Source organism: Enterovibrio sp. QJM3NY_24, assembly GCF_057786035.1.
In genome coordinates this window covers 2864049-2890130 of record NZ_CM173519.1, presented here as the reverse complement: position 1 = coordinate 2890130, position 26082 = coordinate 2864049, and the positions used below count along the sequence as shown (strand labels likewise).

The window sequence follows — 26082 nt, the reverse complement described above, 5'->3', positions numbered from 1 at the left end:
AGGGTTACAATTTTCAATACTATAAAAATCAGTGTGTTAATTAACCATACACATAGATATTAAGTTTAGCCAGTTTGGTGCAATAAAAGAAAAATGTATCGAGATATGAGGGGCCGCCAATGCTGGCTGAGGGGATGCTAAATGGAACGAAAAATCGTGAAAGTGGGGATTATGCCCACACCAATTTGTTGCGACCGTTGTGTTTAGCGTTATATAGCGCATTGTCAGCACGCTCAAGCACTTCGACGGTATTATCATTTTCTCTAAACATACTGGCACCAATAGAAACCGTCACCGTCAAGCGGCTGTCTTTGAACTTAAAGGGCAGTTTGGCGACAGTTTCACGTACTTTAGTAAGCAGTGCTTTTCGGGTTTCTTCGTCTGCATCGGGCAGCAACACCACGAACTCTTCGCCACCAAATCGCGCGATAAAGTCGGTGTCACGTAAACACTGATGAATGGTTCGTGCGACGACCTTGAGAACTTTATCACCCACTAGATGCCCGTACTGGTCATTGACACTCTTAAAGTGGTCGATATCAATCATGGCAAGGCAGAATGGTGTTTCGTAGCGAATCCAGCAGCGGTACTCGTGCTCCAGGCGGTCATCTAGTGCCGCACGGTTATAGACCTTAGTGAGCGGGTCTAACAGCAGTTTACGCTCTTGATCGCCCAGACGACGGCGGTAGTCCATGGTTTGCTGATACAAGGCATCCAGTTTCTGCTCGTTATGCTGAAGCTGTTCTAGCAGTTGCTGCTCGCGTTCTTCAAGTTCTCTGTTACGCGCGACCAATGATTCAAGGTTTACTGATACCTGAGATATCTTAGGGCGCAGAGTTTCGAGAGACTCTGCCTCTCTAAGCTGAGATTGAATCGTTTCTACAGATGAAGCGAGCTCATCATTGAGTGAACTTCGTTGTGATGAAATGGTTTGAGAGCTATCAATAGAGCGGCCATTGTGACGCTGAAGAGCCGATAAATCTTCGTTGACCTGGGACAAAAATACTTGTGAAGTTTTACGCTCGTTTCGGGTGCCATCAAGAATGAGTTGGACAGATTCAAGCGTTAGCTCAAGCAGGGTTTGTGAGTCCGGAGTCAGTAGAAGTCGACTTCTAATATCCAGCAATTTGTCGCCCACTTCACCGTCAAAATCGAGTTCGGTGATGAGATGTTGTAGTTCAGTACAAAGTTGGTGGATGCGATCGATGTTCAGAAGATCTTTGGCAGAAAGCCCATTTGAAGGCAGAGACAGCAATTTGAGTGCACGTTCGTAAAGTTGTAGCAGTGCCACCATTTTATGGTGACCATCTTGTTGTTGATTGTCAGCGTTAATCAGTAAGTTACGGAGATCACGTTTTAACTGCGCAGGGAGGCCTGGTAAACATTTGAGCGTTTCACCACTTTGCTGAAATTGACATTCCAGTGCGTCTTTGGCTTTCTCCGTTGCCTGATTATGTCTGTTGACCATTCGCTCTACCAATGCAAGTTGAGGGATCAATCTACTGACATCATCCTGACTGTCAATATCACGTCGTATCTGAGACAACCGCTCGTTGAGCTGTGGGTCTTCATGCGCTTGAGAGGCGGCGATAAGGCGTGAAATGAGCCTTTTTAAGATCGTCGCTTCGCGCCGGGATTTAAGTGCTAAATCCCGGAATACCAGCTGAGAGTGCTGCAACTTTTCTTTCAGTGTAATGACGTCTTCATCTGACGAGAAGTTGGACATAAATACGACTATATCTCCAAACCCCCGTCTAGAGCGCACTTGCACTGACTATTGGGGCTGATAAATAACAAGCGCTCACGCGCAACGCCTAGCTATAACGGTTTATTGCCTGCTTTATCAATAAATTGGCGTTAGTTTTTGTCAGATTCGTGAACCGTCTGCCAGTTAATCTCGCCATGTGCTGAAGTTTTGACCTTAAGCAACCCTGTACTTATGCCATCTAAACAGGCTTGGCGAACGTTGTTATTCGCGAAACAAGCGGCGGGAGTTGAGTCAATTGCGCTGATATGAACCCATTGGCTAGAGTGTTGGGTTTTGCAGGCCTGACGGGCGGCACTGGTTGCCATTAGCAGGATGTCGATAAGCTCCTTGTCGTTGATTGACGTGAAGGCGCGAGGAAGGAAAGGGTAGTCGGCCATGCCTACGCGTAGACGGTTATCAACGTCGTTAAGTCCAGATTCTTGGATAAAGCCATCCACCAACATTTGAATTTTAGTGGCCAATTTTTCGGGGGCATTCAGGGTTTCGGCGTTGGGCTCAATATAAATGAACATGGCATCCGAAAAATGATAGAGACGTGCTGGTTTCTGGAGACGTGATTTTAGGTAATCTCCCATTTTTCGTTCTAACTCTAAACCTTGGTGGTAGCCATGTTGCAGATAAACCACTTTTAGAAACGGCACTTCGAACATGGCAAAGCTGAGTTTATCGCTTAGTGGTTCATGGATCATTTCACCTAAATACCATTGCTCAAAATGTGCACTGCTTTTGGCGAGTGAATTCGACAATCTGTCGTTGAGCATTCGCAAGTTACGTAAGCCACTTCGCGGGTGAGTATAAAGTTCTTTTCGAAGCTCCTGCAATTGCTCTAATCGCATGCCTGCCGCACGGTTTCTCAACACTAATACGAGTAGCAACACGCTCAAGCTGCCCAAAAGAAATAGGTTAATTTTCTTTTGTTCAACAATGGTTTGTGTGTCGTCTGCATGCTTTTTCTGCATGTCATCAAACTGAAGTTGACGCTCAATAACGCGCTGCCGGTGCTTAAACGACTCAACTTCTTTGATCTGGCGTTTTTTCTCATCACGCTTGTTGAGTTGATCATAATGACGTTGGAAGTGCAGTGCGTTGTCGAAGTCGTCTTTTTGCTCATAGCAGGTTTGTGATAAACGCGCAAGGCTTTCAAGCATTAGAGGACGGTTTTTTAAGGTTTCAGCATGACTTAGTGCTTGTTTGAGGGCCTCTATGGCGATGTCAGTCTGTAGGGTAAGAAATGCTTGTTCACCTTTTACAAGAAGCGCTTGGGAAAGCTCCTCGATAAGCGAGGCATGTTCAGCAATCTCTATGGCGTTATTGACGTACTCTTCAGCTTGCGGATAGCTCTGTAATTTGAGGTATGTGTTGGCGATAGCCACGTTGATGTCGGCGATGTTCACGGTGCGAGAGAGCATGGTTTCAAGCTCTAAGGCATTGAAGTAATGCACCAATGCAAAGTTATAGCGGCCTTGTTGGCTATAAATCGCGGCGAGAAGCGTCTGTGTTTCGGATAAGCCGCGCTTCAAATCGTAGTGCTCGTAGAACTCCGCTGCTTGGTTTGCATGTTGAAGTGCTTTATCAAGCACACCTTGTTGTTGATACAGTTTGGTTAACGAGATATTCGCACTGGCGATTTGCACCGCGAAATCATTTTCACTGGCTTGCCAGTAAGCGCTAAGTAATTCCGATAATGCACGTTCGTAAGAGTTAATACTGAGGAAATAATTACCCAGTGCGATTTGATAACGCACTTTGTGTTTTAAGTCTGGTGTCTCACCTAACGCTTTGAGCGCAGCATTAAATTGCGCAATGCTCTGCTGCTCGTCTTCTTGTGCGGTAATAATGATGGCATTGAGTAACGAGGCCTCAAATCTCAAGCGTTCAATTCGGCTGGATTGCATGTCGTCCAATGTTAATAGCTCGGCGAGCAGAGATTGAACAAGGGCTTGTGCGGCGTCAGGGTTATTGTCGAGATAATAAAGCAGCGAGGTTTCAGCCAGTGTTGCTTCTAATGATGCTCGCGTTAATTGGTTGCTTTTCGCGACATCTTTTGCCTTTGCCAGTTCTGCCCATGCCGCTTCTTGATGGCCAAGCGCACCGTGCGCCTTTGCGGCGATCAAGTGAGCGTGCACGGTGTTTAGCGGAGTGCGAATAGAGCGATCTGCATCATTGTTGCTGTGCGGGCGATTCGTGCTTTCAGCCAACCGGCGTTGCATGAGATAGCGTTCAGTCACCCGCAAGGCTTGTTCTGGCGAGGTTTGTAGCAAAGCATCTGCTTCCGCCAGAATTGGCGTTGAATTGAGCTTAGCGCTGACAGTAGCGCTTATTAGCAGCGAAAAGAAAAGCAGTGCGGTTGTCAAAAATCGCATGATTGGCTGAGTCTATGGTAGTGAAGATACAGGCCCAGATACGAGATACTGAGCCTGCTTCAGGGTTATTGACGAGCGAGTCGGTTGTTTTCGCTTGGCGTTTTACCCATGTTAGTACGATATGGGTTGATATCCAAACCACCACGACGTGTGTAACGTGCATAGACGGTTAACATCTCAGGCTGGCAGTACGTCATGAGATCGGTAAATATGCGTTCGACACATTGTTCATGAAACTCATTATGACGACGAAACGACACAATATAACGCAGTAGTTTTTCGCGATTAATTCGCGGGCCTTTATACGCAATGCGCACTGACCCCCAATCTGGTTGATTGGTGATCAGGCAGTTTGATTTCAATAGATCGCTGTTAAGGGTTTCGCTGACGATAGGTCCTTCAGCTGCATCTTCGAGGATGCTCGAGTCAAAGGCATAGCCAGTAATCTCAATATCTTGATCATCGATGTTCTCACCGCCAAACGCGACAACGGGCGTATTGCTGAATTCATCGAGAGGTAAGATGGTGACATCGACATCTTCACCCGCACAGGCCGACAAGTCTTTAGCCAGTGTATCCACGACTTTTTGCCAGTTTTCAAAACGGGTTTGATTGAAGCTGTTTAAATAGAGTTTGAATGACTTGGATTCAATCAGGTTCGGGCTGGTGGCGGAAAGACGCACTTCACCGATGACCACTTGAGGCAGTCCTTTAGTATTAAGCCAGGATAATTCGTAGAGCGTCCAAATGTCGTAGCCGGTAAAAGGCAGCGAGTCCCCCAAATTAAGGTCATCGCGGTTAAGGCTACGCGGAACGGGTTGCAGCAGTTCAGGGGCGTAGTGCTCCTGATAGTCCGTTTTCTGTCCTAATGTCAGGCCAGCAAGTTCTTTTGCATCTTGATATTTGCTCATACGGTTTTGCCACGGATCGATTAGAATGCGCAAAGTTTACTGAATCTTGAGGAATCTTGCTAATGAATCACTCTGTCACTAACGCGCTTTGGTCGTTTAGCGAGCGCTTTGTCGATGCTTGGAATGCGCAACATGGCTCTCAGCCACAGAGCGATGCTTATCGTGGGCTCATATCGCCTTGCGTGGTTCAAGAAACCGATGACGTTGTGATCTGGCAGCCTGTTAAGCGCGATGAGCGTGCTGATTTCAGCAATGTTGAAGACGGCATTGGAATTAGTTTGCATGATGATATTAAGGCTTTTTATGCGGGTCTTTATTGTGGCGATATGTCTGCAACGTTGAATGGTCAGCCACTTGAGCTTATTCAGGTGTGGAGTGACGAAGACTTGCCGCGCCTGCAAGAAAATATGCTTGGTCACTTGTTGATGCAAAAGCGCCTAAAGCAAAACCCAACCGTGTTCATCGCCTCGACCGATGATGAGCTGGACCTAGTGTCTATTTGCAATGTAAGCGGCGAAGTCATCAAAGAACGAATCGGAACCAAAGAGCGCAGTGTGCTTGCGCCCGATGTAGTTACCTTTCTTAGCTTGTTGACGCCTGAGGTTTAACAATTATGTACGTGGTAGAACTGACATTCGAATGTTTTGATGACACAACGATCTCAGCGGTTGATCGCGCGGTCAATGGGCTGATGGATACCTTGCGCTACAACGGACAAGTATTAGGTCGAGAGTTTCCGATGGTCATGGGGGATGGGGTGTTTCATATTCGCGCAGTGTGCCCAGAAAAAGACAGCCTCAATCCAAAACACCACAGCCCACAGGTGGCACTAAAAATTCGTCAGCTGTCTGATGCGGGTTTATTGTCGCCTAAGCTTAAAGTACTTGGGCGTGACATCAATTCTGAAGAAAGTGCGCTAGACGAAGATCGCTCTTGGCAGGTGCTTTACACCACGTATGTACATACTTGTTCACCGCTTCGCTGTGGTGAAACACTGTTGCCTATTCCCTTATATCGCCTTCCTGCGACCTTCAATGGCGATCATAAAGCGGAAGTGAAATGGCAAACTGAGTGGCAGGCGTGTGATGAAATTCAGATGGCGGGTGCGTTTAAAGCGGAGTATGCGGCACTGGCTGAAATCCAGGACGCGGATAGTCTGCTGTTTCGAAAGGGCTGGGAAATTAGAGGTCGCATCGAGCATTTAACCAAGGTGCCGACATATTATTATCAGTATCGTGTGGGCGGAAAAAGTGCGGAGTCTGAGCTGGGCAGAAAATGCCCGAAATGCGGAGGTGACTGGTTGCTTGAGCAGCCCCTCCATGATGTGTTTCATTTCAAATGCGATACATGTCGAATAGTGTCTAACTTGTCGTGGGACTTTCAATAATCGCCTAAAGAGCTAGCTCTCACTGTTGTTTTTGCTGTGTTGTTCCAATGCATCAAGTCGTTGGGTCAACACTCTCACTTGAGCCTCCAACGCTTCGATTCTTGCATCGGCATCTTTTACTTTCTCGATTATCTCTATCTTCGGTACTTTGCCGTTTTTTTTCCAACGCTGCAGCGCACTGATGATCAGCGGCATAGGCACGGATTGATTCAAGCGGCTTTTGACTAAAGCAACCGTGGGTTCTTTACCTTCGCGCAAAAGTGCCTCAATGGCTTGCTGCAATGCGGGAGTGAAATCAGTGCTCATGGTGTTTTTCCTTTCCATCAAACCTTTACTGTCCATCAAGAATGTACCAGCGTAACTAGGAATGATGAATACAGGAAGTTTATGCCTTACGCAATAAGGTATCGAGGGTATCAATTTGTTCTACCCAGTCAGCGTCTTGTGATTTTGCTTCTTCTAAAAATTGACGTTGACTGGTTGTCCAGAACGCTGCTGCAGGCAAACTTTCACTGTCAGAAAGTGAATGCTTGTTGATAAAGTCCCGTATAGCAGTGTCATCTGCGGGCAAGCCAAGCTGCAGAAAAAGGTGTGCTAAGTTGTGATCAAATACTTCCATCGGCAATGCCCTCCTCAAAGTGTTCAGAAAGTATAGAAGCTGGTTTGGCAAGGTGTCCTTACCGCTTGTGAGAGATCTCTTACAAAGGGGTAAGATTATACTGCTTTCTTCAATGTTAATCTCTAAGGTTGATTAATTAATCAATTTAAAATCAATGACTTAATTAATGCTGGTCGGCGGGTGATTCAAAGTGAGAGATCGATCAGTTAATCATGGCTTGTGTAGAAAATTGATTCGCGTAATCTTTGCGGTGTCGGAAGGATACTGACACACGGAACAGGAACTAACACCACGGACTTGGTAAGCTCAGGATGAGCAGGTAACGCAAGGATTGTGTTACTAGCAAGGAATGCGGCATTAGGGACACGGATGGAACCGTAGCAGTAGATAGGATATTTACTGGTCAGGAAGACACTTAGGACAACCCAGGATGGGGGCTTAAGGAATCACTTCAGGATGAAGTTAAGGACACCCTTAGGATGAGGACGAGAATCGAGACAGGATGACTCGACGGGTCAAGGTAAGACCGAAGGACACCTCCAGGACGGAGAGTTAAGGATTGAGCTGAAGGATTCGGCCACTGATCATGGAATGATGCAGGGAGCACATTCGTAGCAGGATAGCTGCAAGTAAGACCTCAGGGCACGACGAAAGTCGTGCCCGTTCTTGTTTATGGCAATTGGCTTTTCTTCACTGTGACTTTCATCCCCCAACTTTCTTCTTCGTTTATTCTAAAAGCTTCACGCTACTTTTTGTGGTGAAACCACTCAAAACCATTCAAGTTACCTACAAACTAGCAACAACTCGGATAGATAAACTGATTGGGCTCTACTACACCTGAAAACTCAGCATGTTGATCCTGTGGAGAACGCTCACAACCTTGTGAGATATCTCTTACAAATGCGTGGGATTCTACTGTTTTTAGTGTTGATATAGGAAGTGAGTGAAATTTAAATGTGTTAAAAAACATGAATTTAACCGTTTTACCGTTTTGCCTGTTGTAAAGTGTGAGTTCAATCACCTTGGGGTTGGTTGTTTTGAAATGAAGTTCGCGTAATCTTTGCGGTGTCGGAAGGATGCTGACATACGGAACAGGAACTAACACCACGGACTTGGTAAGCTCGGGATGAGCAGGTAGCGCAAGGATTGTGTTGCTAGCAAGGAATGCGGCATTAGGGATGCGGATGGAACCGTAGCAGTAGATAGGATATTTACTGGTCAGGAAGACACTTAGGACAACCCAGGATGGGGGCTTAAGGAATCACTTCAGGATGAAGTTAAGGACACCCTCAGGATGAGGACGAGAATCGAGACAGGATGACTCGACGGGTCAAGGTAAGACCGAAGGACACCTCCAGGACGGAGAGATAAGGACTGAGCTGAAGGATTCGGCCACTGATCATGGAATGATGCAGGGAGCACATTCGTAGCAGGATAGCTGCAAGTAAGACCTCAGGGCACGACGAAAGTCGTGCCCGTTCTTGTTTTAGAAGAGTAAAAAGTAAAGCAGTTGCGATATATGAGAAGGAAAAAGCGAGAGCTTGATTTTTCACGTGTAGTGGCAAAGCTCTCTCGAAATTCAAACTATCAATTTACTCTTCAACCATTGGATAGGCAGGCATGTACACTTCCTGCAAGCGCATTCCTCGCATTACTGCATAGCCTTGATAGCAATCCAATCCATTAACCGAAAATTCGAAATAGTATCGAGTTTGTACATTTAGTGGGCCTTTAGGCCAGCCGAACGTATGGTTGCCGCGCGCGATGGACAGCAGTTGCACGTTAATTTGCTGGCATCGACGTTGGATATATTGCTTTGCTAGTTCGCTTTGACGGCGTTGCTGCCAGAAGAGACTAGCAACAACCGCGATAAGGATGATCCAAAATAAATCTGCAATCATGATGATGCCTTGACGTGTTCTTGCAAGTGTTGAACCGCATTCATTAGCTCAGTTGACGCACTGCCGTGCAATAAAGCCAGTACTTGAGGACGAAGTGATGGGATCATGACGAGATCAGCAACCATTTGTTGGAAAAAAGCCTGATCGCTTTGTTCTGCTACGGCAATAAGGAAGGTGTCTAACAAAGTATCGTTGGCCAGAGACTGCCAGCATCGCCCAGCAATAGCGATTAACATCTCGCGGTGTCGCAGTGCGGGGATGGCAAGCATGCGCTCAATGACCGATTGACATTTTTCTGGAGAGGCCCCCGCTAACGCTCGAACATGCGCCGCAAGCAGAAACAGATCGACGTTGCCAGCAGCCAAAATCGTATCCATGCATTCTTCAATCCTTTCAGCCAATGCGTCAGGAATATCACAATGTTCTAAACAGCCAAGCAGGGCGTATTTAGGTGTGTCTGGCATATTGCTCATGGCTTTGCGAATGCGCGTCGCGTTGTTATGGCGTTCCATTCTCACGCTAAGATCAGCAAGCCCTTGCAAGCCAACGCCTTGCCATTTATCCCATCCTAACTCGCCTGACATATAGTGCTGGGCATGATCATAATATTGGCTAGCAGGCTGTTGTAACTTGTCGGTTAAGAAAGCATGGAACATCGCTTTCTTGTCATCTTGTGGCTTGAACGTGTAGGGATTGGCCGCCAGTTTTTCTTGCTCTTCTTCTGTCAGCGTTTTATCGAAACTCGCGCCCATTGCTTGCGCAACATACTGGATAAAATTGCCCAGTGCGGCTTGTTGCAGGAGTCCTCGTTCATCTAGTGGCATTTTCAAAAACCAAATCCAAGGTGTTTGATTGGGTTGCCAGAATGCGATACCCATGTGCGCATGCTGCTGAGCAGGAAACGGGTACGCAACGCGATTTTCTTCAATGGCAGTGAAGTCTTTGTTACTGATTTCAGTAACGCGTCGGCTAAGGTCAAAAGCCAAAAATTCACAGTTTGCCTGACTGAAAATGGCGTTGAGAGAAAGCGTATTTTCCATGATAACTTCTAAATAACCTGGCCGTCGTTGGCGGAGAGCGAAAGGCGTTCATTATCCATCCCTGCCTGAATGTTGGTGGGAATGGTTATCGGCCTTTTCACTGCATGTGATGAATGATGATATGCTTGCGCGATATTGAAATTTCAACCCATGTTGCCAAAGAAGAGGGCAATTTTATGAGTAAACACCAAGACGTTGAGGTGCTACTCGCACAGTTGCAGCGAGAACTTGAGCGCAATGGCCACTGGCAAGTTGCTTCTCCCTCTGTCGAAGCGTTGGCGAGCACTGAGCCGTTTGCGATTGATACCCTGACATGTACCGAGTGGTTACAATGGATTTTCATTCCTAAAATGCAGTTTTTTATTGAGCATATGCATCCACTTCCCGTTTCGTTTTCTATCTCTCCTTATGTAGAAGAGGCACTTCAAGGTGCGCAAGGTCACGAGGAAATTACGCGCGTGTCCATCGATATTGATGCCCTTTTTTCTCTTTCTTCGCAGTGATCATTTATGCAAATTGAACTTGAAATTATCTACCGTGATGAATGGCTGATTGCCGTGAATAAACCTTCAGGGATGCTTGTGCATCGCTCTTGGTTGGACAAAGGCGAAACCCGGTTTGTGATGCAAACCCTTCGCGATCAAATTGGGCAACATGTTTATCCACTCCATCGATTAGATCGACCGACATCGGGGGTGCTTTTGTTTGCTTTGTCTTCTGAGATGGCGTCGCAAATGATGCCAAAATTTGCCGGTCGTGATATTCACAAAACGTACCATGCGATTGTGCGTGGTTGGATACAAGAAGGGGCAACTCTGGATTATCCACTCAAAGAAGAGTTGGATAAAATCGCCGATAAAAAAGCAACAAAAGAACCAGAAGCGAAAGAAGCGATTACTGAATATCAGCCCATTGCACACGCGGAGTTACTGATTGCGATGGGACGTTACCAAAGTTGTCGCTATACCTTGGTGGAAATGAAGCCACATACAGGACGCAAACATCAACTTCGTCGTCATATGCATCACTTGAGCCACCATATCGTTGGTGACGTGAATCATGGTGATGGCAGGCACAACAGATTGTTCCGTGACGAATTTGAGTGCCATCAACTCCTGCTTCATGCATCACGCACGCAGTTTGAACATCCAGTGACGGGTGACGACGTTGTCATTGAAGCGTCGATCGATCCGGTTTGGCGCAGAGTGCTAGAAGGTTTGGGGTTAGGCAATAGACTTTAAAAAGAAACTAACGCATGGTTGTTAAACCTAAAAAAACCGCCTGAAATGGCGGTTTTTTCTAGGTACCTTGCGCGAAACTCGAAACGTCTACAGCTTCTCTAGATCTGATTCGATCTCTGCGATCTTGCTTGCAACGACTTTCTCTAAGTGGCGAAGGTCTCGCAGGATTTTCTTCTTCACATCTTGTTCGCCTTGTTCTTTTCTGACGATTTTATCTAGCTCATCAACCACCAGAGATAAGCTGCGGTTGATCTCGGTGACTTCACGGAAGCGACCGCTGCCGCTGTCTACGACCACATTCTTACGCTGGCGTGGGTATTTAAATTTGACGCTTTTGGCAAAAAGTTCGCCTTTCGTTTTATGAAAGTAGATCTTCAGTGTGTCTGAGTTCGCCTCCTGACGGAGGGTATAGCGCTCGATGTTTTCTGGATGTTCGATACCGATATTCTTTAGATTCTGATACATAACTGCCTCTTTACGTACACACTGAACATGAATTTTTTCGCTCGATTCATACCACTTTAGCAGCAGCGTTTAGGTACACCCAATAGCAGGAATGATCAATGTCTGAGACTTGTGGTCGAGATCGCCTAAAATGCTGAATATGAGAATAAATCCAGTTTCATGTGCGCTTAACTCACATCACTCAGCGCATCAAATAAGGCTTCTCTTAATGCCTGCTGTGTTTCTTCGGTCAATGCTTGTCTTTCACCATCAGTGACGATGAAGAAATCCTCTGCACGTTCGCCAATCGTAGTGATTTTGGCCGCTTGCAATGACACCTTTTGGCGAGCAAATACCGCACCGACACGAGCGAGTAATCCAGGCATATCTAAAGCAACCAATTCAAGTAAGGTGCGTCTACCTGTGCGAGTCGGCAAGAAGGTCACTTGGGTTTTTACATTGAATGCCATCAGTTTGCGCGGTGCGCGACGCACCGGAATAGTAATCGCACCGTCTTGCATTAATGCAAGCGTGACGCCTTCGCGAATTTTTTCGTGACGATCTGCAGAGATCGCGTCGTTGTTAGCGTCGAGCACCATAAAAGTATCGAGCGCGAAGCCATCTTTACTGGTCATGATTTGTGCGTCATGGACACTAAGGTTTTTCTTATCTAGCGATGCCACTACTCGTGCAAAAAGGCTGGGTCTATCTTCGCTATACACAAAAATCTCGGTGCCGCCGCGGGTGGCGTTTTTGCTTACCAGTACCAATGGTTCATTGCTATGGTGATGCAAAATATGTTCACTGTGCCAAGCGATTTGCTTGTGAGTATGGCGTAGAAAATAATCGGCTTTGAAACGCTGCCACAACAGCTCAATCTCTCGTGGCGTGTGACCGTGTTTACGTAGCAGTGCAGACGCGAGATGTTGATTGTGACGGATGCGTTCACGCACATCTGGCGGGTTTTCTAATCCGCGGCGCAGCGCTTTTTGCGTTGAATAGTAAAGTTCGGCCAGCAGGGTACGCTTCCAACTATTCCAAAGCTCTGGATTGGTGGCGTTAATGTCCGCCACGGTAAGGCAGATTAGGTAATCGAGTCGCTCTTCATCCCGTACTTTTTGCGCAAATTCTGTGATGACTTCTGGGTCATAGATATCACGGCGTTGAGCCGTCACTGACATGAGAAGGTGATTCCCCACTAACCAGCTCACTAAATTGGCTTCTGGGCGTGAAAAACCGTGTTCAATACAGAAGCCATACGCTTCTTCTGCACCTATAACAGAATGGTCGCCGCCGCGGCCTTTGCCTATGTCATGAAAAATGGCGGCAAGTAACAAAAGCTCCGGTTTTGCCAAGCGAGTATATACATCACAACAAATAGGGTGCTTGTCGCGGTTCTCGTCTTGGCTGTATCCGTTGATGTGCTTTAACAAGCGAACCGTGTGCTCGTCCACGGTATAGGCGTGGAACAGGTCGAATTGCATCTGACCGACAATTTGACTCCATTGCGGTAGGTAAGCAGACAACACCCCATGTTTATGCATGAGTGGGAAAGCTTTGTGCAGGGCATTGGTATGACGGGTCAGCTCAATAAATTTTTCTTTGGCTTCTGGGATGTCACACAAAAAGCGATTGAGACGACGACGTGCGGTACGAAGTTGGCGAAGCGTCGGTGCGGAAATCGACTCGATGGATTTGTCATTAGCAATGTGCAGGAACATATCCATGATGCTCTCTGGTCGAGCTTGAAACAGGGCGGGTTTCCGCGCTTCAATTTGGCGGCCTCGGCGCTGAAAGTCATCACTTAATATTTCTATTTTTTTGCTGTTAGGTTCGTCTTCTATCGCTATTTCGAATAAGCGGATTAGCATTTTATTGAGTTCAGACACTCTTCCCAGCGTGCGGTAGAAGTCCTTCATCATGAGTTCAATACCTCGGTTGCCGTCACCTTGATAACCCAGTGTTTCGGCCACTGAGGGTTGGTGAGAAAACGTGAGGCGGTTATCGTAACGTCGTAGCTCAAGGTGAAGGGCAAAGCGAATGCGCCAGAGCATGGTTTGACACTCGTCAAGCTCACGAAATTCAGCATCAGTCAGAAAGCCATATTTGCTCATTTCACGTAGACTGGTGGCGCCGAAATGACGGCGAGCAATCCAACTTAGTGTGTGGATGTCACGAAGCCCACCCGGACTGGATTTGATATCAGGTTCGAGGTTATAAGCCGTATCATGATAACGAGCATGACGCTGTTTTTGCTCCATCACTTTCGCATTGAAGAATTTCGCACTTGGCCAAAAGTGTTCGGAATGGATCTGGGTTTTCAGTTCGTGATAAATACGTTCGCTGCCACAAAGTAGACGCGCTTCTTGAAGGTTGGTGGCAACCGTCAGATCATCCAAACCGACGTCGATACATTCTTTGAGTGTTCGCACGGCATGGCCGACTTCGAGCTTGAGATCCCAAAGCAAGGTGATAAATTCGCTGATGCGACCTTGATAATCTTTATCAAGCCCCCCTTCACTTAAGACCAACAAATCAATGTCCGATAGGGGGTGAAGCTCTCGGCGCCCATACCCGCCAACGGCGATAAGGGAAAGGTTTGGATGATGGTCAAAGTTGTAGTGTTGCCAAAGGCGTGACAGCAAGGCGTCAAAATAATCCGAGCGCTGATAAACCAAATCGTTCACCGACCCGCGATTCAAAAACGTGTTTTTTTGGTCTTCACCGAAAAGCACCAATTGGTTTTTAAGTTCAGCGAGGTTGAGTTGCTCCGCTGTCAGGTCTGATGGTTCGCACAACACGTCGTTCATTATCTTCCTTGAATCTTGCCAAAATAAAAAAGTCGGCGCTTAGGCCGACATTTTTGAAGCTTATGCGTTATTCAAAATGCGTGGCAGTTTTTCGTCACTGCGCAGAGTGAGAATTTCACATCCGGTATCCGTGACCAAAATGGTGTGTTCCCATTGTGCCGATTTTTTCTTATCGGCGGTATAGACAGTCCAGCCATCATTATCGTCCAATTCAGTGTTGAATTTTCCGGCGTTAATCATTGGCTCGATAGTGAAGCACATCCCAGCCTTAATCACTGTGCGATCGCTGTTCTTGTAGTGAACGACCTGCGGCTCTTCGTGAAATTCGGCGCCAATACCATGGCCACAGTAATCTTTAACGATAGAGTAACGCTTAGGACGGTTTTTGATGAATTTCTGAATTTCAGTGCCAAGGTCACCAATTCGTGCGCCCGGCTTAACTTTCTTCAGCGCTTGGTAGAGGCTTTCTTGAGCAACGTGACAAAGAGCTTTGTCTTCAGCGGTGACGTCACCGACCAAAAACATCTTTGATGTGTCGCCATGATAACCATCTTTGATAACCGTGATATCAATGTTGATGATGTCGCCATCTTTCAACACATCTGATGGTGTCGGGATACCATGACATACCACATGGTTTATGGACGTACATATTGATTTAGGAAAGCCGTGATAGTTGAGCGGCGCTGGGATCGCGTTTTGCGTTTCCGTGATGTATTTGTGGCAAATGTCGTCCAACTCTTCAGTGGTAACGCCTGCTTTCACATGCGGTTCGATCATCTCTAGCACGTCAGCAGCAAGGCGGCCGGCCTCACGCATTTTTTCGATTTCTTCAGCTGATTTTATAGTGACGCTCATTGCTTTCTCTCAGTTAGCTCCCTTCGATAAAACAAAGGAGGAATGGAATGCTATCGCTACATATTATCAATCGCATCGCCTTGTGGAAACCTTACTCGTTAGACGAGATGTTTTTTTATACTGGATTTGAGGGGCGTTTTTATGGTATAAAGCGCGCCGAAATGCGCCATCTTGGTTAATCTGAATTTCAGGTTCTATGTTGGTGGTTTCAACAATACAATTAACTTAACTCACACACATATCGACACATGCGCCGGGGTGCCCTTTGCGGGTCGGCTGTATGGGATATGTGGAGGCCTAACCCCGAGAGGATTTTTAAATGGCTACTGTTTCAATGCGCGACATGCTTAAAGCTGGTGTTCACTTTGGTCACCAAACCCGTTACTGGAACCCTAAGATGAAGCCTTTCATCTTTGGTGCACGTAACAAGGTTCATATCATTAACCTAGAAAAAACTGTACCAATGTTCAACAAAGTACTTGGCGAACTGACTAAAGTTGGTGAGCGTAAAGGTAAAGTACTTTTCGTTGGTACTAAGCGTGCCGCTAGCGAATCTGTTAAAACAGCAGCAGAAAGCTGTGACCAGTACTTCGTGAACAACCGCTGGTTAGGCGGTATGTTGACTAACTGGAAAACTGTTCGTCTGTCAATCAAGCGCCTTAAAGAGCTAGAAGTTCAAGCAACTGACGGTACTTTTGAGAAGCTGACTAAGAAAGAAGCCCTGATGCGTACCCGCGAAATGGAGAAACTTGAAAAATCTCTGGGTGGTATCAAAAACATGGGTGGTCTTCCAGACGCACTGTTCGTTATCGATGCTGATCACGAGCACATTGCTATTAAAGAAGCAAACAACCTGGGTATCCCAGTGTACGCGGTAGTTGATACCAACTCTGACCCGGATGGCGTTGATTTGGTTATCCCAGGTAACGACGATGCAATCCGTGCAGTTCAACTGTACCTGAACGCTGCAGCTCAGTCTTACTCTGAAGGCCGTAGCCAGGACATCGTAGCTCAAGCTGAAGACGAGCTAGTTGAAGTCGCTGAGTAATACAATTGCTCCTTGTGAGCGTTCTTAGCCATCAGGCTGTCATGAACGGCACTGTAAGCTAAGTAGGTTAGCAGGGGCCAATATATGGCCCCTGATTTTTACCCAAAAGTTTCGAATCGAGGATTGAACAATGGCAACTGTTACCGCTGCCCTGGTTAAAGAACTGCGTGAGCGTACTGCCGCAGGTATGATGGAATGTAAGAAGGCGCTTGTTGAAAGCAACGGCGACATCGAACTAGCAATCGAAAACATGCGCAAAAGTGGCGCTGCGAAAGCTGCTAAGAAAGCAGGTAACATCGCAGCCGAAGGCACTATCATCATCAAAGATGCTGACGGTGTTGCAGCTCTTGTTGAAGTTAACTGCCAAACTGACTTCGTTGCTAAAGACAGCAGCTTCACTGCATTTGCAAACGAAGTTGCAGACGCGGCTCTAGCTTCTAAAGCGACTGTAGAAGAACTGCAAGCGCAATTTGAAGATGCACGTATCGCTCTAGTAACTAAGATCGGTGAAAACATCTCTATCCGTCGTGTTAACTACGTAGAAGGCGTATCAATCGCTTCTTACCGTCACGGCGAGCGTATTGGTGTTGTTGTTGCTGGTGAAGGCGACGCAGAAGTTCTTAAGCACGTTGCTATGCACGTTGCTGCTTCTAAACCAGAATACGTTAACCCATCTGACGTACCCGCTGACGTAGTAGCGAAAGAACAACAAATCCAAGTTGAAATCGCGATGAATGAAGGCAAGCCTCAAGAAATCGCTGAGAAAATGGTTGTTGGCCGCATGAAGAAATTCACCGGTGAAGTTTCTCTAACGGGTCAACCATTCATCATGGAACCTAAGAAATCTGTTGGCGAATTCTTGAAAGAGAAAGGCGCATCAGTTTCTAACTTCGTTCGCCTAGAAGTAGGTGAAGGTATCGAGAAAGCTCCAGAAATGAGCTTCGCAGATGAAGTAGCTGCAGTTCAAAAAGGTTAATCCTTTTTCAGAACCCAAAAGACCGCAGAATCCTGCGGTCTTTTTACAATCCCATCCGTAGACGCAAGTGCCTAAAGGTAGTGATAATGACTACAAACCCAAAACCAGCTTATCAACGAATTTTGCTTAAATTGAGCGGCGAAGCGCTGCAAGGAAAGGAAGGGTTCGGTATCGATCCCGCTGTGCTTGACCGTATGGCTCAAGAAATCAAAGAACTGGTTGAACTAGGTGTCCAAGTTGGCTTGGTTATCGGCGGTGGCAATCTATTCCGTGGAGCAGGTCTTGCCGAAGCAGGTATGAACCGGGTTGTGGGTGACCACATGGGTATGCTGGCCACTGTGATGAACGGTCTGGCGATGCGTGATGCGTTACACCGTGCCTATGTGAATGCAAGAGTAATGTCAGCAATCCCTCTGCAGGGTGTGTGTGACAGCTACAACTGGGCTGAAGCTATTAGCCAGCTTCGCAATGGTCGTGTGGTAATTTTCTCTGCAGGTACCGGTAATCCATTCTTCACTACTGACTCAGCGGCGTGTTTGCGCGGTATTGAAATCGAGTCAGACATCGTGATCAAAGCCACCAAGGTTGATGGTGTATTTACCGATGATCCAGCGAAAAACCCAGATGCGGAGCTTTACAGCCACCTCACTTACCAAGACGTGCTAGAAAAAGAATTGAAAGTGATGGACTTAGCTGCCTTCACTTTGGCACGTGATCACAAGATGCCGATGCGTGTATTTAACATGAATAAGCCAGGTGCTTTGCGCCGAGTTGTGATGGGTGAGCAAGAAGGCACACTAATTAATAACGGTTAATCAAAATTAGTGGCATAATCCGCTAATTAGAAAAAAGAATCTTCAAGGATAATCTCGTGATCAATGAAATTAACGCAGATGCAAAAGAACGCATGCAAAAAAGCGTTGAAGCGCTGAAGAGTACTCTGTCTAAAATCCGTACTGGTCGTGCGCATCCTGCACTACTTGATGGTCTGTCAGTTGACTATTACGGCGCATCAACTCCGTTGAAGCAATTGGCTTCTATTGTTGCTGAAGATGCACGTACATTGGCGATTACTGTTTTTGATAGATCAGTAATTCAAGCTGTTGAAAAAGCAATCATGACATCTAGCCTGGGTTTAAACCCAATGTCAGCTGGTGCGGTTATCCGCGTTCCATTGCCTCCGTTGACAGAAGAGCGTCGTCGTGATCTGGTTAAGATCGTTCGCGCTGAAGCTGAACAAGGCCGTGTGGCTGTACGTAATATTCGTCGTGACGCCAACAGTGACCTTAAAGGCCTGTTGAAAGACAAAGACATCTCAGAAGATGACGAGCGTCGCGGTCAAGACGATATTCAGAAGCTGACAGATGCTGCTGTTAAAGATATTGACGTGATTCTTGAAGCGAAAGAAAAAGAGTTGATGGAAGTCTAATTCCGGCTACACTCTGATTCCATTGCCAAAGCGCTGTGCTAGCAGTACAGCGCTTTTTAATTGCGAAGGATAATGATGAGCTCCCAATCTTCCTATCTAGAGATAGATCCTAGTCTGCTTCCAAAACATATTGCCGTCATTATGGACGGGAATGGCCGTTGGGCAAAAGCACGAGGCAAAGCCCGAATGTTTGGGCACAAAGCCGGTGTTGATGCTGTTCGAAAGACGGTTTCTACTGCCAATCGCCTCGGCATTCAAGTGTTAACCCTGTTTGCATTCAGCAGTGAAAACTGGCGACGTCCAGAAGAAGAAGTCAGCCTACTGATGGAGCTATTTGTCACGGTTCTGGGACGTGAAGTGAAACGCCTTCATAAAAATGGCGTAAGGCTCAAGGTAATCGGCGATACATCGCGATTCAGCAAGTCATTGCAGGATAAGATTGCTGCAGCTGAAGCGCTGACGGAAAGCAATTCAGGGCTAACATTGAACATTGCTGCCAATTACGGCGGGCAATGGGATATTTTTCAATCGGTACAAAAGCTGGCTGGTCAGGTTGAGCGAGGAGAAATTCTAGCCGATCAACTGACAGAAGCTGACATCCAAGCACATTTGACAACATCGAGCTTGCCAGATGTGGACTTGATGATTCGAACCAGTGGAGAATGTCGCATCAGTAATTTTATGTTGTGGCAGGCAGCTTATGCAGAGCTGTATTTTACTGAACAATTTTGGCCCGACTTCGATGAGACCAGTCTTACTGAAGCCATTGCTTGGTTTATCAACCGCGAGCGCCGTTTTGGCTGCACCGGTGAGCAAGTTAAGGCCATGTTACAAGTAGAAAAATAGAGGGTTTCGTTTGCTGAAACAACGTGTCTTAACGGCTTCTGTGTTAGCGCCATTAGTTATCGCAGGTATCTTTTTTTTGCCGTTTCAACTTTTCATTATTGCCGTGGCCAGCGTTACCCTGCTTGGTCACTGGGAATGGACTAAATTTGTCGCATCGTCTTCTCGTGTAGGAGCGTTTGCTTTACCTGCTATTGTCCTTCTTGGTTCTGCGTTCTTGTTGCCAGTGACAGGAAACGGGTTGGATATATCTTCGTTTAATGGTGGCGCTATTGCGTTAGTGGGTGCACTTTGGTGGCTTCTCGCAACGGGCATGGTATTGAAATATCCCAAAGGAGCGAGTTGGTGGGCTAACAATGCTGCACTGCAACAAGGCTTTGGCGTATTAACCTTGCTACCATTTTTATGGAGCGTACTGTTGCTGCGAGCATACCACTATGAGCTTGAGCCTTATCTTGGTGCCAAACTGGTATTAATCGTGTGTTTGCTCGTGTGGTCTGCAGATACGGGGGCTTACTTTGCAGGAAAGCGCTTCGGTAAGCGCAAGATGGCACCGTCTGTGAGTCCTAACAAAACGATTGAAGGTCTCATTGGTGGTTTGATTGCTTCTGTTGCTGTCACTATTGGTGCAGCGCAATATTTTTCAATTCCGTTCTCTTCACTTCCCATGCTTGGCATCGTTGCGCTGGTGACTTCGTTTGCCTCCGTACTTGGCGATTTAGCTGAAAGCATGTTCAAGCGTGTTGCTGGCGTGAAAGACAGCGGGAGTATTCTTCCTGGTCATGGTGGGATACTCGATAGAATTGACAGTCTGACAGCCGCATTTCCAGTTTTCACTGTATTGTATTTCTGGTTGGCTTAAAGGAATCACCGGCCTTGCGCCGGTGATTCGCATTCTGGCTGGGCGAAACAATGATTAGAGTTTTCTATGCATAATTTAACGATTCTTGGTGCAACGGGTTCTATCGGAACCAGCACGTTAGCTGTAGTTGAAAAGAATCCTTCGGCATATTCAGTATTTGCGCTCGCTGCAAACGCGAATGTCAACGAAATGATTGTGCTGTGTCTTAAGTGGAAACCGACGTTTGCCGCTATGGCAGATGAAGTTGCGGCCAAATCATTACGTTTGGCGCTAAAAAATCAAGGCTGCAAAACGGAAGTATTAAGTGGCATTGATGGCTTGTGCGCGATAGCTTCACATGACGATGTTGATACCGTCATGGCGGCTGTTGTTGGTGCAGCGGGTCTAATACCAACGATGGCAGCCGTAAAAGCTGGAAAACGTATATTACTCGCAAACAAAGAAGCGTTGGTGATGTCAGGGCAGTTTTTTATTGACGCTGTTCATCAATATGGTGCTCAGTTGCTGCCTGTTGATAGTGAACACAATGCCATTTTTCAATGCTTGCCTACCTCAATTCAAGCTAATCCAGGGATCTGCGATCTTGCCTCTGAAGGTGTAAGTAAAATTTTGCTTACAGGCTCTGGCGGCCCTTTTCGCTATACCAATATCAATGCATTACGCGATGTAACACCTGCTCAGGCTATTGCACATCCTAATTGGTCGATGGGGCCAAAAATTTCTGTTGATTCTGCCACTATGATGAACAAGGGATTGGAATACATCGAGGCACGTTGGTTATTCAATGCCAAGCGTGATCAACTCGATGTGATTATTCATCCTCAGTCAGTGATCCATTCTATGGTTCAATACCGTGATGGTTCAGTCATGGCACAGATGGGACTCCCTGATATGTGTACGCCGATTGCCTATGCTATGGCGTATCCTGGACGAATTGATGCTGGTGTGAAGCCTCTCGATTTTAGCGAGATTGGTGAGTTTACCTTTTTAAAACCAGATCTTGACCGCTATCCGTGTCTGAAGCTCGCGATTGATGCTTGCTACGTTGGGCAGGCTGCAACGACAACGCTTAACGCTGCGAATGAAGTGGCTGTGGACGCATTCCTCAATGGTCGCGTAGGTTTTATGCAGATTGCTGAAATCAACGATGCTGTGTTACAACGGGCTGAGCTTCAGGAACCATCAAACATGGAAAGTCTACTCGACATAGATACTAAGGCGCGTTTAATGGCACAAGATTGTATTACGAGGTCGGGACGATGAGCGGCATCCTCTGGAATTTATTCTTCTTTATTATTGCTCTTGGCATTCTGGTTGCCGTGCATGAGTATGGCCATTTCTGGGTAGCGAGACGATGTGGCGTTAAAGTTGAGCGTTTCTCAATTGGCTTTGGTAAAGCACTTTGGCAGCGTGTTGGCAAAGATGGTACTGAATACACCATCGCCATGATCCCGTTAGGTGGCTATGTCAAAATGCTGGATGAGCGCGTTGACGACGTGCCTGCCGATCAAAAAGAAATGGCATTTAACAACCGTCCTCTTTGGCAGCGTAGCGCCATCGTGGCTGCGGGGCCTGCGGCTAATTTTCTGTTTGCTATCGTCGCATATTGGTTAGTGATGATCATAGGCATACCGGCAGTTAAGCCAGTAATTGGTGAGGTAGCTCCCCAATCTATTGCTGCACAAGCCGGAATCGAAAGCGGCATGGAACTTACTGCGGTATCTGGTATCAAAACGCCAGATTGGGAGTCGGTTAACTTGCAACTTATCTCGCACATTGGCGATGACGAGATGACGATGTCAGTGCTGCCAAGTGAAAGCGCTGGTTACACTGTCGATAAATCATTGGATTTGTCTTCTTGGTCCTTTGACCCTGAATCCGAATCGGCGCTTCGCACCTTGGGCGTTACCCCGTTTACGCCCGACATCACCAATGTGATCGCACAAGTGGTGGAAGGTAGCGCAGCGGAGCGTGTGGGTTTACGTGAAGGTGACAAATTACTCACGGTCGACGGTCAACCTATTGAGAGCTGGGATGTTGTGGTGAGTGTGATTCGTGCCCACCCAGAGATGTCGCTGCCAATGACTGTTCTGCGAGATGGACGTGAGTTAGAATTAGCGCTGACGCCAGATGCTCGAGAGCACGGTGACACACGCGTAGGTTATGCTGGCTTTGCCCCACAAGTAGGTGAATGGCCAGAGACTTACCGGTTTACGTTGCAGTATGGTCCATTGGATGCCATTCCAGCTGCCATAGATAAAACATGGCAAGTTGTGGTACTGACTGCACAAATGATTAAAAAGTTGTTCACGGGCGATGTGGCTGTGAAAAACTTGAGTGGGCCTATCTCAATTGCAAAAGGTGCAGGGATGACCGCAGACTTCGGTCTGGTATACTTTCTCGGTTTTCTCGCGCTGATTAGCGTGAATTTAGGCATTATTAACCTGTTACCGTTACCGGTTCTTGACGGCGGGCACCTGTTGTTTTTTGGCATAGAAGCCGTAACACGCCGCCCTGTTTCTGAACGTGTACAGGATATGGGATATCGGGTTGGTTCAGCCATTATCGTGGTACTGATGGGCGTGGCATTATTTAACGATTTTGCCCGTCTATAAAAATCAGCGTATAGCAAGGAACACTCAGAGCAGCAATGGCGATGAAAAAACTTTTACTGGCCTCTCTTCTATTTTCTAGTTCCGTTACGGCCGATGAGTTCGTAGTGGAAGACATTCGATTTGAGGGGCTTCAACGAGTCAGTCTCGGTGCGGCTTTGCTCGCGATGCCGGTGCGAGTTGGCGATAATATTGATGAAGGCGAAGTATCAGGGATTATCAAATCCCTATTCTCGTCTGGGAACTTTGAGAACGTACGCGTATTTCGTGACGGTGATGACCTGTTGGTTAAGGTCATTGAGCGCCCCACGGTCGCGAGCATTTCGTTCTCGGGTAATAAAGCCATCGAGGAAGAGCAGCTTTCAGAGAATCTTTCTGCATCGGGTTTGCGTGTCGGTGAAGCGCTAGATCGCACCACCTTGTCAAATATCGAAAAAGGCCTCGAAGATTTCTACTACAGCGTGGGTAAATATAACGCGCTAGTCAAAACGGTTATCACTCCGCTGCCGCGTAATCGTGCTGATGTGAAATTCGTGTTTACCGAAGGGGTTTCGGCCACCATCCAGCAAATTAACTTCATCGGCAACGACGTGTTCGGTGATGAAGAACTTAAAAATAATTTTAAGTTACGAGCGGACGTTCCTTGGTGGAATTTCCTTGCCAATGAACAATACCAAAAGCAAGCGCTCGCAGGGGACTTGGAAAGTCTGCGTTCGTTCTATCTTAACCGTGGTTACCTAAAGTTCCGTGTCGAATCGACCAACGTTTCTATCTCCCCAGATAAGAAAGGCGTCTACATCACCTTGAACATTGATGAGGGTGAACCGTATATCGTGTCCGGCGTGAATGTGCGTGGTGGTAAAGACAGCGCTTCATTTGAATCGCTTGTCCCTTTCAAGGATGGTGAAGTCTACAGCGGTGAGAAAGTCACTCGCCTGGAAGACGAGATAAAGCGCAAGCTTGGAGAGCAAGGTTATGCCTACCCGCAGGTGGCGACGATTCCAGAATTTAATGATGATGAAAACAGCGTCGCATTAAATGTTAACGTTGAACCGGGTAAACGTGTCTATGTCCGTAATATCAAGTTTTCGGGCAACCAAATTACGCGTGACGAAGTATTACGTCGTGAAATGCGTCAAATGGAAGGCTCTTGGTTAAACGCCAAATCGGTTGAAACCAGTAAAGAGCGACTCAATAGACTGGGTTTTTTCGAAACTGTTGATGTGCGTACAACGCGAGTGCCAGGTACTGATGATCAGGTCGATGTAGAGTATTTCGTTAAAGAAACCAACTCAGGCAGCGTTAACTTTGGTATTGGTTACGGCACGGAATCAGGTATTAGCTTCCAGGCTGGTCTGCAACAAGACAACTTTGCAGGTACGGGTAATCGCTTTGGTATTAATGCCATGGTGAATGATTATCAGAAAAACCTGACGTTGGATTATCGCGACCCATATTGGACGCTTGATGGTATCAGTCTTGGCGGAAAGATATTCTTTAACGAGTTTGAAGCGTCTGATGCAAACATCGTGGATTATACCGATAAAAGCTATGGCACCAGTCTCACCTGGGGTTTCCCTTTTAATGAGCTGAATTATTTCGACTTCTCTCTTGGCTATACACATCGTCAGATTGAAAACTTGGGTGGTTATTACCAAATCCAGAAGTTCCTCGATTCGATGGAAGACAATGTGACCGATAACGGTGGATTGGAAGTCGATGACTTTGATTGGTCGGTAAGCTGGAGTCGCAATAACCTTAACCGAGGCTTCTTCCCAACGGCTGGTAATTATCAACGTGCATCGTTTCGCATGACAGTACCGGGCTCTGACACCCAGTACTTCAAAACGCAATACGATGTGAGGCAATATATTCCGCTTACTGAATCCCATAGCTTTACGTTGCTTATGCGTGGTCGACTCGGTTACGGCAATGGTTACGGTAAGAACGATGAAAATGATTACTTACTGCCGTTTTATGAAAACTTCTATGCGGGTGGTTACTCGACACTACGTGGATTCCGCTCTAACACGGCTGGCCCGAAAGCTGTATACGATCAAGGTGCAGGGAATAACCCAGCTCTTGTAGGCAGCAACGATTCTGTGGGTGGTAATGCCATTGCGTTGGCGAGTATGGAGTTGATCGTACCTACACCGTTTGTGTCCCCAGAAGTGCGAAACTCGATTCGCACCAGCGTTTTTGTTGATGCCGCATCGGTATGGGATACCGAGTACGATCTCGATAACGCGAGAGTGATCAGCGGACAAGAATACATTTACGACTATAGCGATCCGGGCAACTATCGTGCGTCTTACGGTGCGGCACTCCAATGGCGATCACCAATGGGACCATTAGTGTTCTCGTTGTCAAAACCCATTAAGAGTTATGAAGGTGATGACGAGGAGTTCTTCACCTTTACGATTGGCCAAACGTTCTGATTTTCAAGACTAGGAGAAAAGTTTGAAACCTATTATCAAAGCGGCAGGCCTGAGCCTTGCCATCTTCAGTGCTTCTATGTTTGCTACAGCGGCAGAGGCTGCGCAAAAAATTGGTTACGTAGCGACGGGTCCAGTGCTTGCTCAAATGGCCAAACAAAGCAATGTGAGCGAAAAGCTGCGTAAAGAATTTAAAGACCGCATTGCTACCGTTGAGCGTTTGGAAGACCAACTGAAAAAAGGCATTGAAAAACTGAAGCGTAATGGCGAGCTAATGAGTGATAGCGAGCGAACTAAGCTTCAGCGTCAACTGCAATCTCTGGATTCTGACTATAAACTTAAGGTCAGCAATCTGAAAGAAGACGAGCGCAAACGCAGCTCAGAAGAACAACGTAAACTGGTAGAAAAACTGCAAAAGACCATCACGAGTCTTGCGAAAAAAGAGGGCTATGACATGGTGCTAGATCGCCAGGCAGTTCTTTATGCAAGCCCGAAAGATGACTTGTCAGAGAAAGTACTGAAAGCAGTCAAATAA

The 26082-nt window shown here is 46.8% G+C and carries 24 protein-coding genes; 14 read left to right on the top strand and 10 right to left on the bottom strand.

All coding sequences use genetic code 11. The features are described 5' to 3' along the window. Positions 1-169: 169 nt before the first annotated feature. The 3 genes from AC3CIC_RS12815 to queF form a co-directional block, all read right to left on the bottom strand. Complete coding sequence (locus AC3CIC_RS12815; protein ID WP_488514798.1) at positions 170-1726, bottom strand: GGDEF domain-containing protein; 1557 nt, start codon at positions 1724-1726, stop codon at positions 170-172. A gap of 131 nt (positions 1727-1857) precedes the next feature. Continuing rightward, complete coding sequence (locus tag AC3CIC_RS12810; protein ID WP_488514797.1) at positions 1858-4131, bottom strand: GGDEF domain-containing protein; 2274 nt, start codon at positions 4129-4131, stop codon at positions 1858-1860. Positions 4132-4196: 65 nt separating this feature from the next. After that, the gene (gene queF / locus AC3CIC_RS12805) at positions 4197-5042 is read right to left on the bottom strand and encodes an NADPH-dependent 7-cyano-7-deazaguanine reductase QueF (RefSeq protein ID WP_488514796.1); all 846 of its coding nucleotides are present in this window, start codon (positions 5040-5042) and stop codon (positions 4197-4199) included. 62 nt (positions 5043-5104) lie between these two features. Here queF and syd point away from each other — a divergent pair, with 62 nt between their 5' ends. Together syd and AC3CIC_RS12795 are read left to right on the top strand one after the other, a co-directional pair. Beyond that, on the top strand, positions 5105-5650 hold the full coding sequence (gene syd / locus AC3CIC_RS12800; protein WP_017004473.1) for a SecY-interacting protein: 546 nt from the start codon (positions 5105-5107) through the stop codon (positions 5648-5650). Positions 5651-5655: 5 nt separating this feature from the next. Then, complete coding sequence (locus AC3CIC_RS12795) at positions 5656-6429, top strand: Zn-ribbon-containing protein (protein WP_488514795.1); 774 nt, start codon at positions 5656-5658, stop codon at positions 6427-6429. Between the two features lie 12 nt (positions 6430-6441). Here AC3CIC_RS12795 and AC3CIC_RS12790 read toward each other — a convergent pair whose 3' ends face one another. From AC3CIC_RS12790 to AC3CIC_RS12775, 4 genes are all read right to left on the bottom strand, one after another. After that, positions 6442-6735: a hypothetical protein gene (locus tag AC3CIC_RS12790; RefSeq protein ID WP_016959413.1), complete on the bottom strand. Its 294-nt coding sequence runs from the start codon at positions 6733-6735 to the stop codon at positions 6442-6444. A gap of 79 nt (positions 6736-6814) precedes the next feature. Beyond that, positions 6815-7048, bottom strand: coding sequence for a DUF2789 family protein (locus AC3CIC_RS12785; RefSeq protein WP_016959414.1), 234 nt, complete (start codon positions 7046-7048; stop codon positions 6815-6817). A 1592-nt stretch (positions 7049-8640) separates the two neighbouring features. Continuing rightward, positions 8641-8949 (bottom strand): DUF3301 domain-containing protein, encoded by a 309-nt coding sequence (locus tag AC3CIC_RS12780; protein WP_394213159.1) that lies wholly within the window; start codon positions 8947-8949, stop codon positions 8641-8643. Then, a complete protein-coding gene (locus AC3CIC_RS12775; protein WP_488514794.1) occupies positions 8946-9989 on the bottom strand; it encodes a DUF3549 family protein in 1044 nt (347 codons plus the stop codon). Before AC3CIC_RS12775 ends, AC3CIC_RS12780 begins: the two co-directional genes overlap by 4 nt. 176 nt (positions 9990-10165) lie before the next feature. Between AC3CIC_RS12775 and AC3CIC_RS12770 the strand changes: the two genes are divergently transcribed. After that, positions 10166-10492 carry a YqcC family protein gene (locus tag AC3CIC_RS12770; protein ID WP_026023997.1) on the top strand — a complete coding sequence of 109 codons (327 nt, stop codon included), beginning with the start codon at positions 10166-10168 and terminating at the stop codon, positions 10490-10492. A 6-nt stretch (positions 10493-10498) separates the two neighbouring features. Beyond that, positions 10499-11230, top strand: a complete 732-nt coding sequence (truC, locus tag AC3CIC_RS12765) for a tRNA pseudouridine(65) synthase TruC (RefSeq protein ID WP_488514793.1) — start codon at positions 10499-10501, stop codon at positions 11228-11230. Positions 11231-11317: 87 nt separating this feature from the next. Here the strand turns inward: truC and AC3CIC_RS12760 are convergent, their stop codons facing one another. From AC3CIC_RS12760 to map, 3 genes are all read right to left on the bottom strand, one after another. Next, positions 11318-11695, bottom strand: a complete 378-nt coding sequence (locus tag AC3CIC_RS12760) for a DUF3461 family protein (RefSeq protein ID WP_016958012.1) — start codon at positions 11693-11695, stop codon at positions 11318-11320. A 167-nt stretch (positions 11696-11862) separates the two neighbouring features. Continuing rightward, on the bottom strand, positions 11863-14484 hold the full coding sequence (gene glnD / locus AC3CIC_RS12755) for a bifunctional uridylyltransferase/uridylyl-removing protein GlnD (RefSeq protein ID WP_488514792.1): 2622 nt from the start codon (positions 14482-14484) through the stop codon (positions 11863-11865). Positions 14485-14544: 60 nt separating this feature from the next. Beyond that, the gene (gene map / locus AC3CIC_RS12750) at positions 14545-15342 is read right to left on the bottom strand and encodes a type I methionyl aminopeptidase (protein ID WP_016958014.1); all 798 of its coding nucleotides are present in this window, start codon (positions 15340-15342) and stop codon (positions 14545-14547) included. Between the two features lie 319 nt (positions 15343-15661). Here map and rpsB point away from each other — a divergent pair, with 319 nt between their 5' ends. The 10 genes from rpsB (at position 15662) to AC3CIC_RS12700 (ending at position 26082) form a co-directional block, all read left to right on the top strand. Continuing rightward, positions 15662-16390, top strand: a complete 729-nt coding sequence (rpsB, locus tag AC3CIC_RS12745) for a 30S ribosomal protein S2 (protein ID WP_016958016.1) — start codon at positions 15662-15664, stop codon at positions 16388-16390. A 130-nt stretch (positions 16391-16520) separates the two neighbouring features. Continuing rightward, positions 16521-17366 (top strand): translation elongation factor Ts, encoded by an 846-nt coding sequence (gene tsf / locus AC3CIC_RS12740; RefSeq protein WP_016958017.1) that lies wholly within the window; start codon positions 16521-16523, stop codon positions 17364-17366. Between the two features lie 86 nt (positions 17367-17452). Next, positions 17453-18181: a UMP kinase gene (pyrH, locus tag AC3CIC_RS12735; RefSeq protein ID WP_016958018.1), complete on the top strand. Its 729-nt coding sequence runs from the start codon at positions 17453-17455 to the stop codon at positions 18179-18181. Between the two features lie 56 nt (positions 18182-18237). Further along, entirely contained in the window at positions 18238-18795 is a 558-nt protein-coding gene (gene frr, locus AC3CIC_RS12730) for a ribosome recycling factor (RefSeq protein WP_016958019.1), read from the top strand. 75 nt (positions 18796-18870) lie between these two features. Continuing rightward, positions 18871-19641 (top strand): undecaprenyl pyrophosphate synthase, encoded by a 771-nt coding sequence (gene uppS / locus AC3CIC_RS12725; protein ID WP_016958020.1) that lies wholly within the window; start codon positions 18871-18873, stop codon positions 19639-19641. A 10-nt stretch (positions 19642-19651) separates the two neighbouring features. After that, a complete protein-coding gene (locus tag AC3CIC_RS12720; RefSeq protein ID WP_488514791.1) occupies positions 19652-20500 on the top strand; it encodes a phosphatidate cytidylyltransferase in 849 nt (282 codons plus the stop codon). Between the two features lie 66 nt (positions 20501-20566). Continuing rightward, positions 20567-21763 (top strand): 1-deoxy-D-xylulose-5-phosphate reductoisomerase, encoded by a 1197-nt coding sequence (gene ispC / locus AC3CIC_RS12715; RefSeq protein ID WP_488514790.1) that lies wholly within the window; start codon positions 20567-20569, stop codon positions 21761-21763. After that, positions 21760-23115 carry a sigma E protease regulator RseP gene (gene rseP / locus AC3CIC_RS12710; RefSeq protein ID WP_394213147.1) on the top strand — a complete coding sequence of 452 codons (1356 nt, stop codon included), beginning with the start codon at positions 21760-21762 and terminating at the stop codon, positions 23113-23115. Before ispC ends, rseP begins: the two co-directional genes overlap by 4 nt. A 35-nt stretch (positions 23116-23150) precedes the next feature. Further along, positions 23151-25550, top strand: coding sequence for an outer membrane protein assembly factor BamA (gene bamA, locus AC3CIC_RS12705; protein ID WP_016958024.1), 2400 nt, complete (start codon positions 23151-23153; stop codon positions 25548-25550). A gap of 22 nt (positions 25551-25572) precedes the next feature. After that, a complete protein-coding gene (locus AC3CIC_RS12700) occupies positions 25573-26082 on the top strand; it encodes an OmpH/Skp family outer membrane protein (RefSeq protein ID WP_016958025.1) in 510 nt (169 codons plus the stop codon).

Excerpts from the sequence above, each read along its gene's own strand:
- AC3CIC_RS12815 (WP_488514798.1), bottom strand. The coding sequence starts at position 1,726 with ATGTCCAACTTCTCGTCAGATGAAGACGTCATTACACTGAAAGAAAAG.
- AC3CIC_RS12810 (WP_488514797.1), bottom strand. The coding sequence starts at position 4,131 with ATGCGATTTTTGACAACCGCACTGCTTTTCTTTTCGCTGCTAATAAGC.
- queF (WP_488514796.1), bottom strand. The coding sequence starts at position 5,042 with ATGAGCAAATATCAAGATGCAAAAGAACTTGCTGGCCTGACATTAGGA.
- syd (WP_017004473.1), top strand. The coding sequence starts at position 5,105 with ATGAATCACTCTGTCACTAACGCGCTTTGGTCGTTTAGCGAGCGCTTT.
- AC3CIC_RS12795 (WP_488514795.1), top strand. The coding sequence starts at position 5,656 with ATGTACGTGGTAGAACTGACATTCGAATGTTTTGATGACACAACGATC.
- AC3CIC_RS12790 (WP_016959413.1), bottom strand. The coding sequence starts at position 6,735 with ATGAGCACTGATTTCACTCCCGCATTGCAGCAAGCCATTGAGGCACTT.
- AC3CIC_RS12785 (WP_016959414.1), bottom strand. The coding sequence starts at position 7,048 with ATGGAAGTATTTGATCACAACTTAGCACACCTTTTTCTGCAGCTTGGC.
- AC3CIC_RS12780 (WP_394213159.1), bottom strand. The coding sequence starts at position 8,949 with ATGATTGCAGATTTATTTTGGATCATCCTTATCGCGGTTGTTGCTAGT.
- AC3CIC_RS12775 (WP_488514794.1), bottom strand. The coding sequence starts at position 9,989 with ATGGAAAATACGCTTTCTCTCAACGCCATTTTCAGTCAGGCAAACTGT.
- AC3CIC_RS12770 (WP_026023997.1), top strand. The coding sequence starts at position 10,166 with ATGAGTAAACACCAAGACGTTGAGGTGCTACTCGCACAGTTGCAGCGA.
- truC (WP_488514793.1), top strand. The coding sequence starts at position 10,499 with ATGCAAATTGAACTTGAAATTATCTACCGTGATGAATGGCTGATTGCC.
- AC3CIC_RS12760 (WP_016958012.1), bottom strand. The coding sequence starts at position 11,695 with ATGTATCAGAATCTAAAGAATATCGGTATCGAACATCCAGAAAACATC.
- glnD (WP_488514792.1), bottom strand. The coding sequence starts at position 14,484 with ATGAACGACGTGTTGTGCGAACCATCAGACCTGACAGCGGAGCAACTC.
- map (WP_016958014.1), bottom strand. The coding sequence starts at position 15,342 with ATGAGCGTCACTATAAAATCAGCTGAAGAAATCGAAAAAATGCGTGAG.
- rpsB (WP_016958016.1), top strand. The coding sequence starts at position 15,662 with ATGGCTACTGTTTCAATGCGCGACATGCTTAAAGCTGGTGTTCACTTT.
- tsf (WP_016958017.1), top strand. The coding sequence starts at position 16,521 with ATGGCAACTGTTACCGCTGCCCTGGTTAAAGAACTGCGTGAGCGTACT.
- pyrH (WP_016958018.1), top strand. The coding sequence starts at position 17,453 with ATGACTACAAACCCAAAACCAGCTTATCAACGAATTTTGCTTAAATTG.
- uppS (WP_016958020.1), top strand. The coding sequence starts at position 18,871 with ATGAGCTCCCAATCTTCCTATCTAGAGATAGATCCTAGTCTGCTTCCA.
- ispC (WP_488514790.1), top strand. The coding sequence starts at position 20,567 with ATGCATAATTTAACGATTCTTGGTGCAACGGGTTCTATCGGAACCAGC.
- rseP (WP_394213147.1), top strand. The coding sequence starts at position 21,760 with ATGAGCGGCATCCTCTGGAATTTATTCTTCTTTATTATTGCTCTTGGC.
- bamA (WP_016958024.1), top strand. The coding sequence starts at position 23,151 with ATGGCGATGAAAAAACTTTTACTGGCCTCTCTTCTATTTTCTAGTTCC.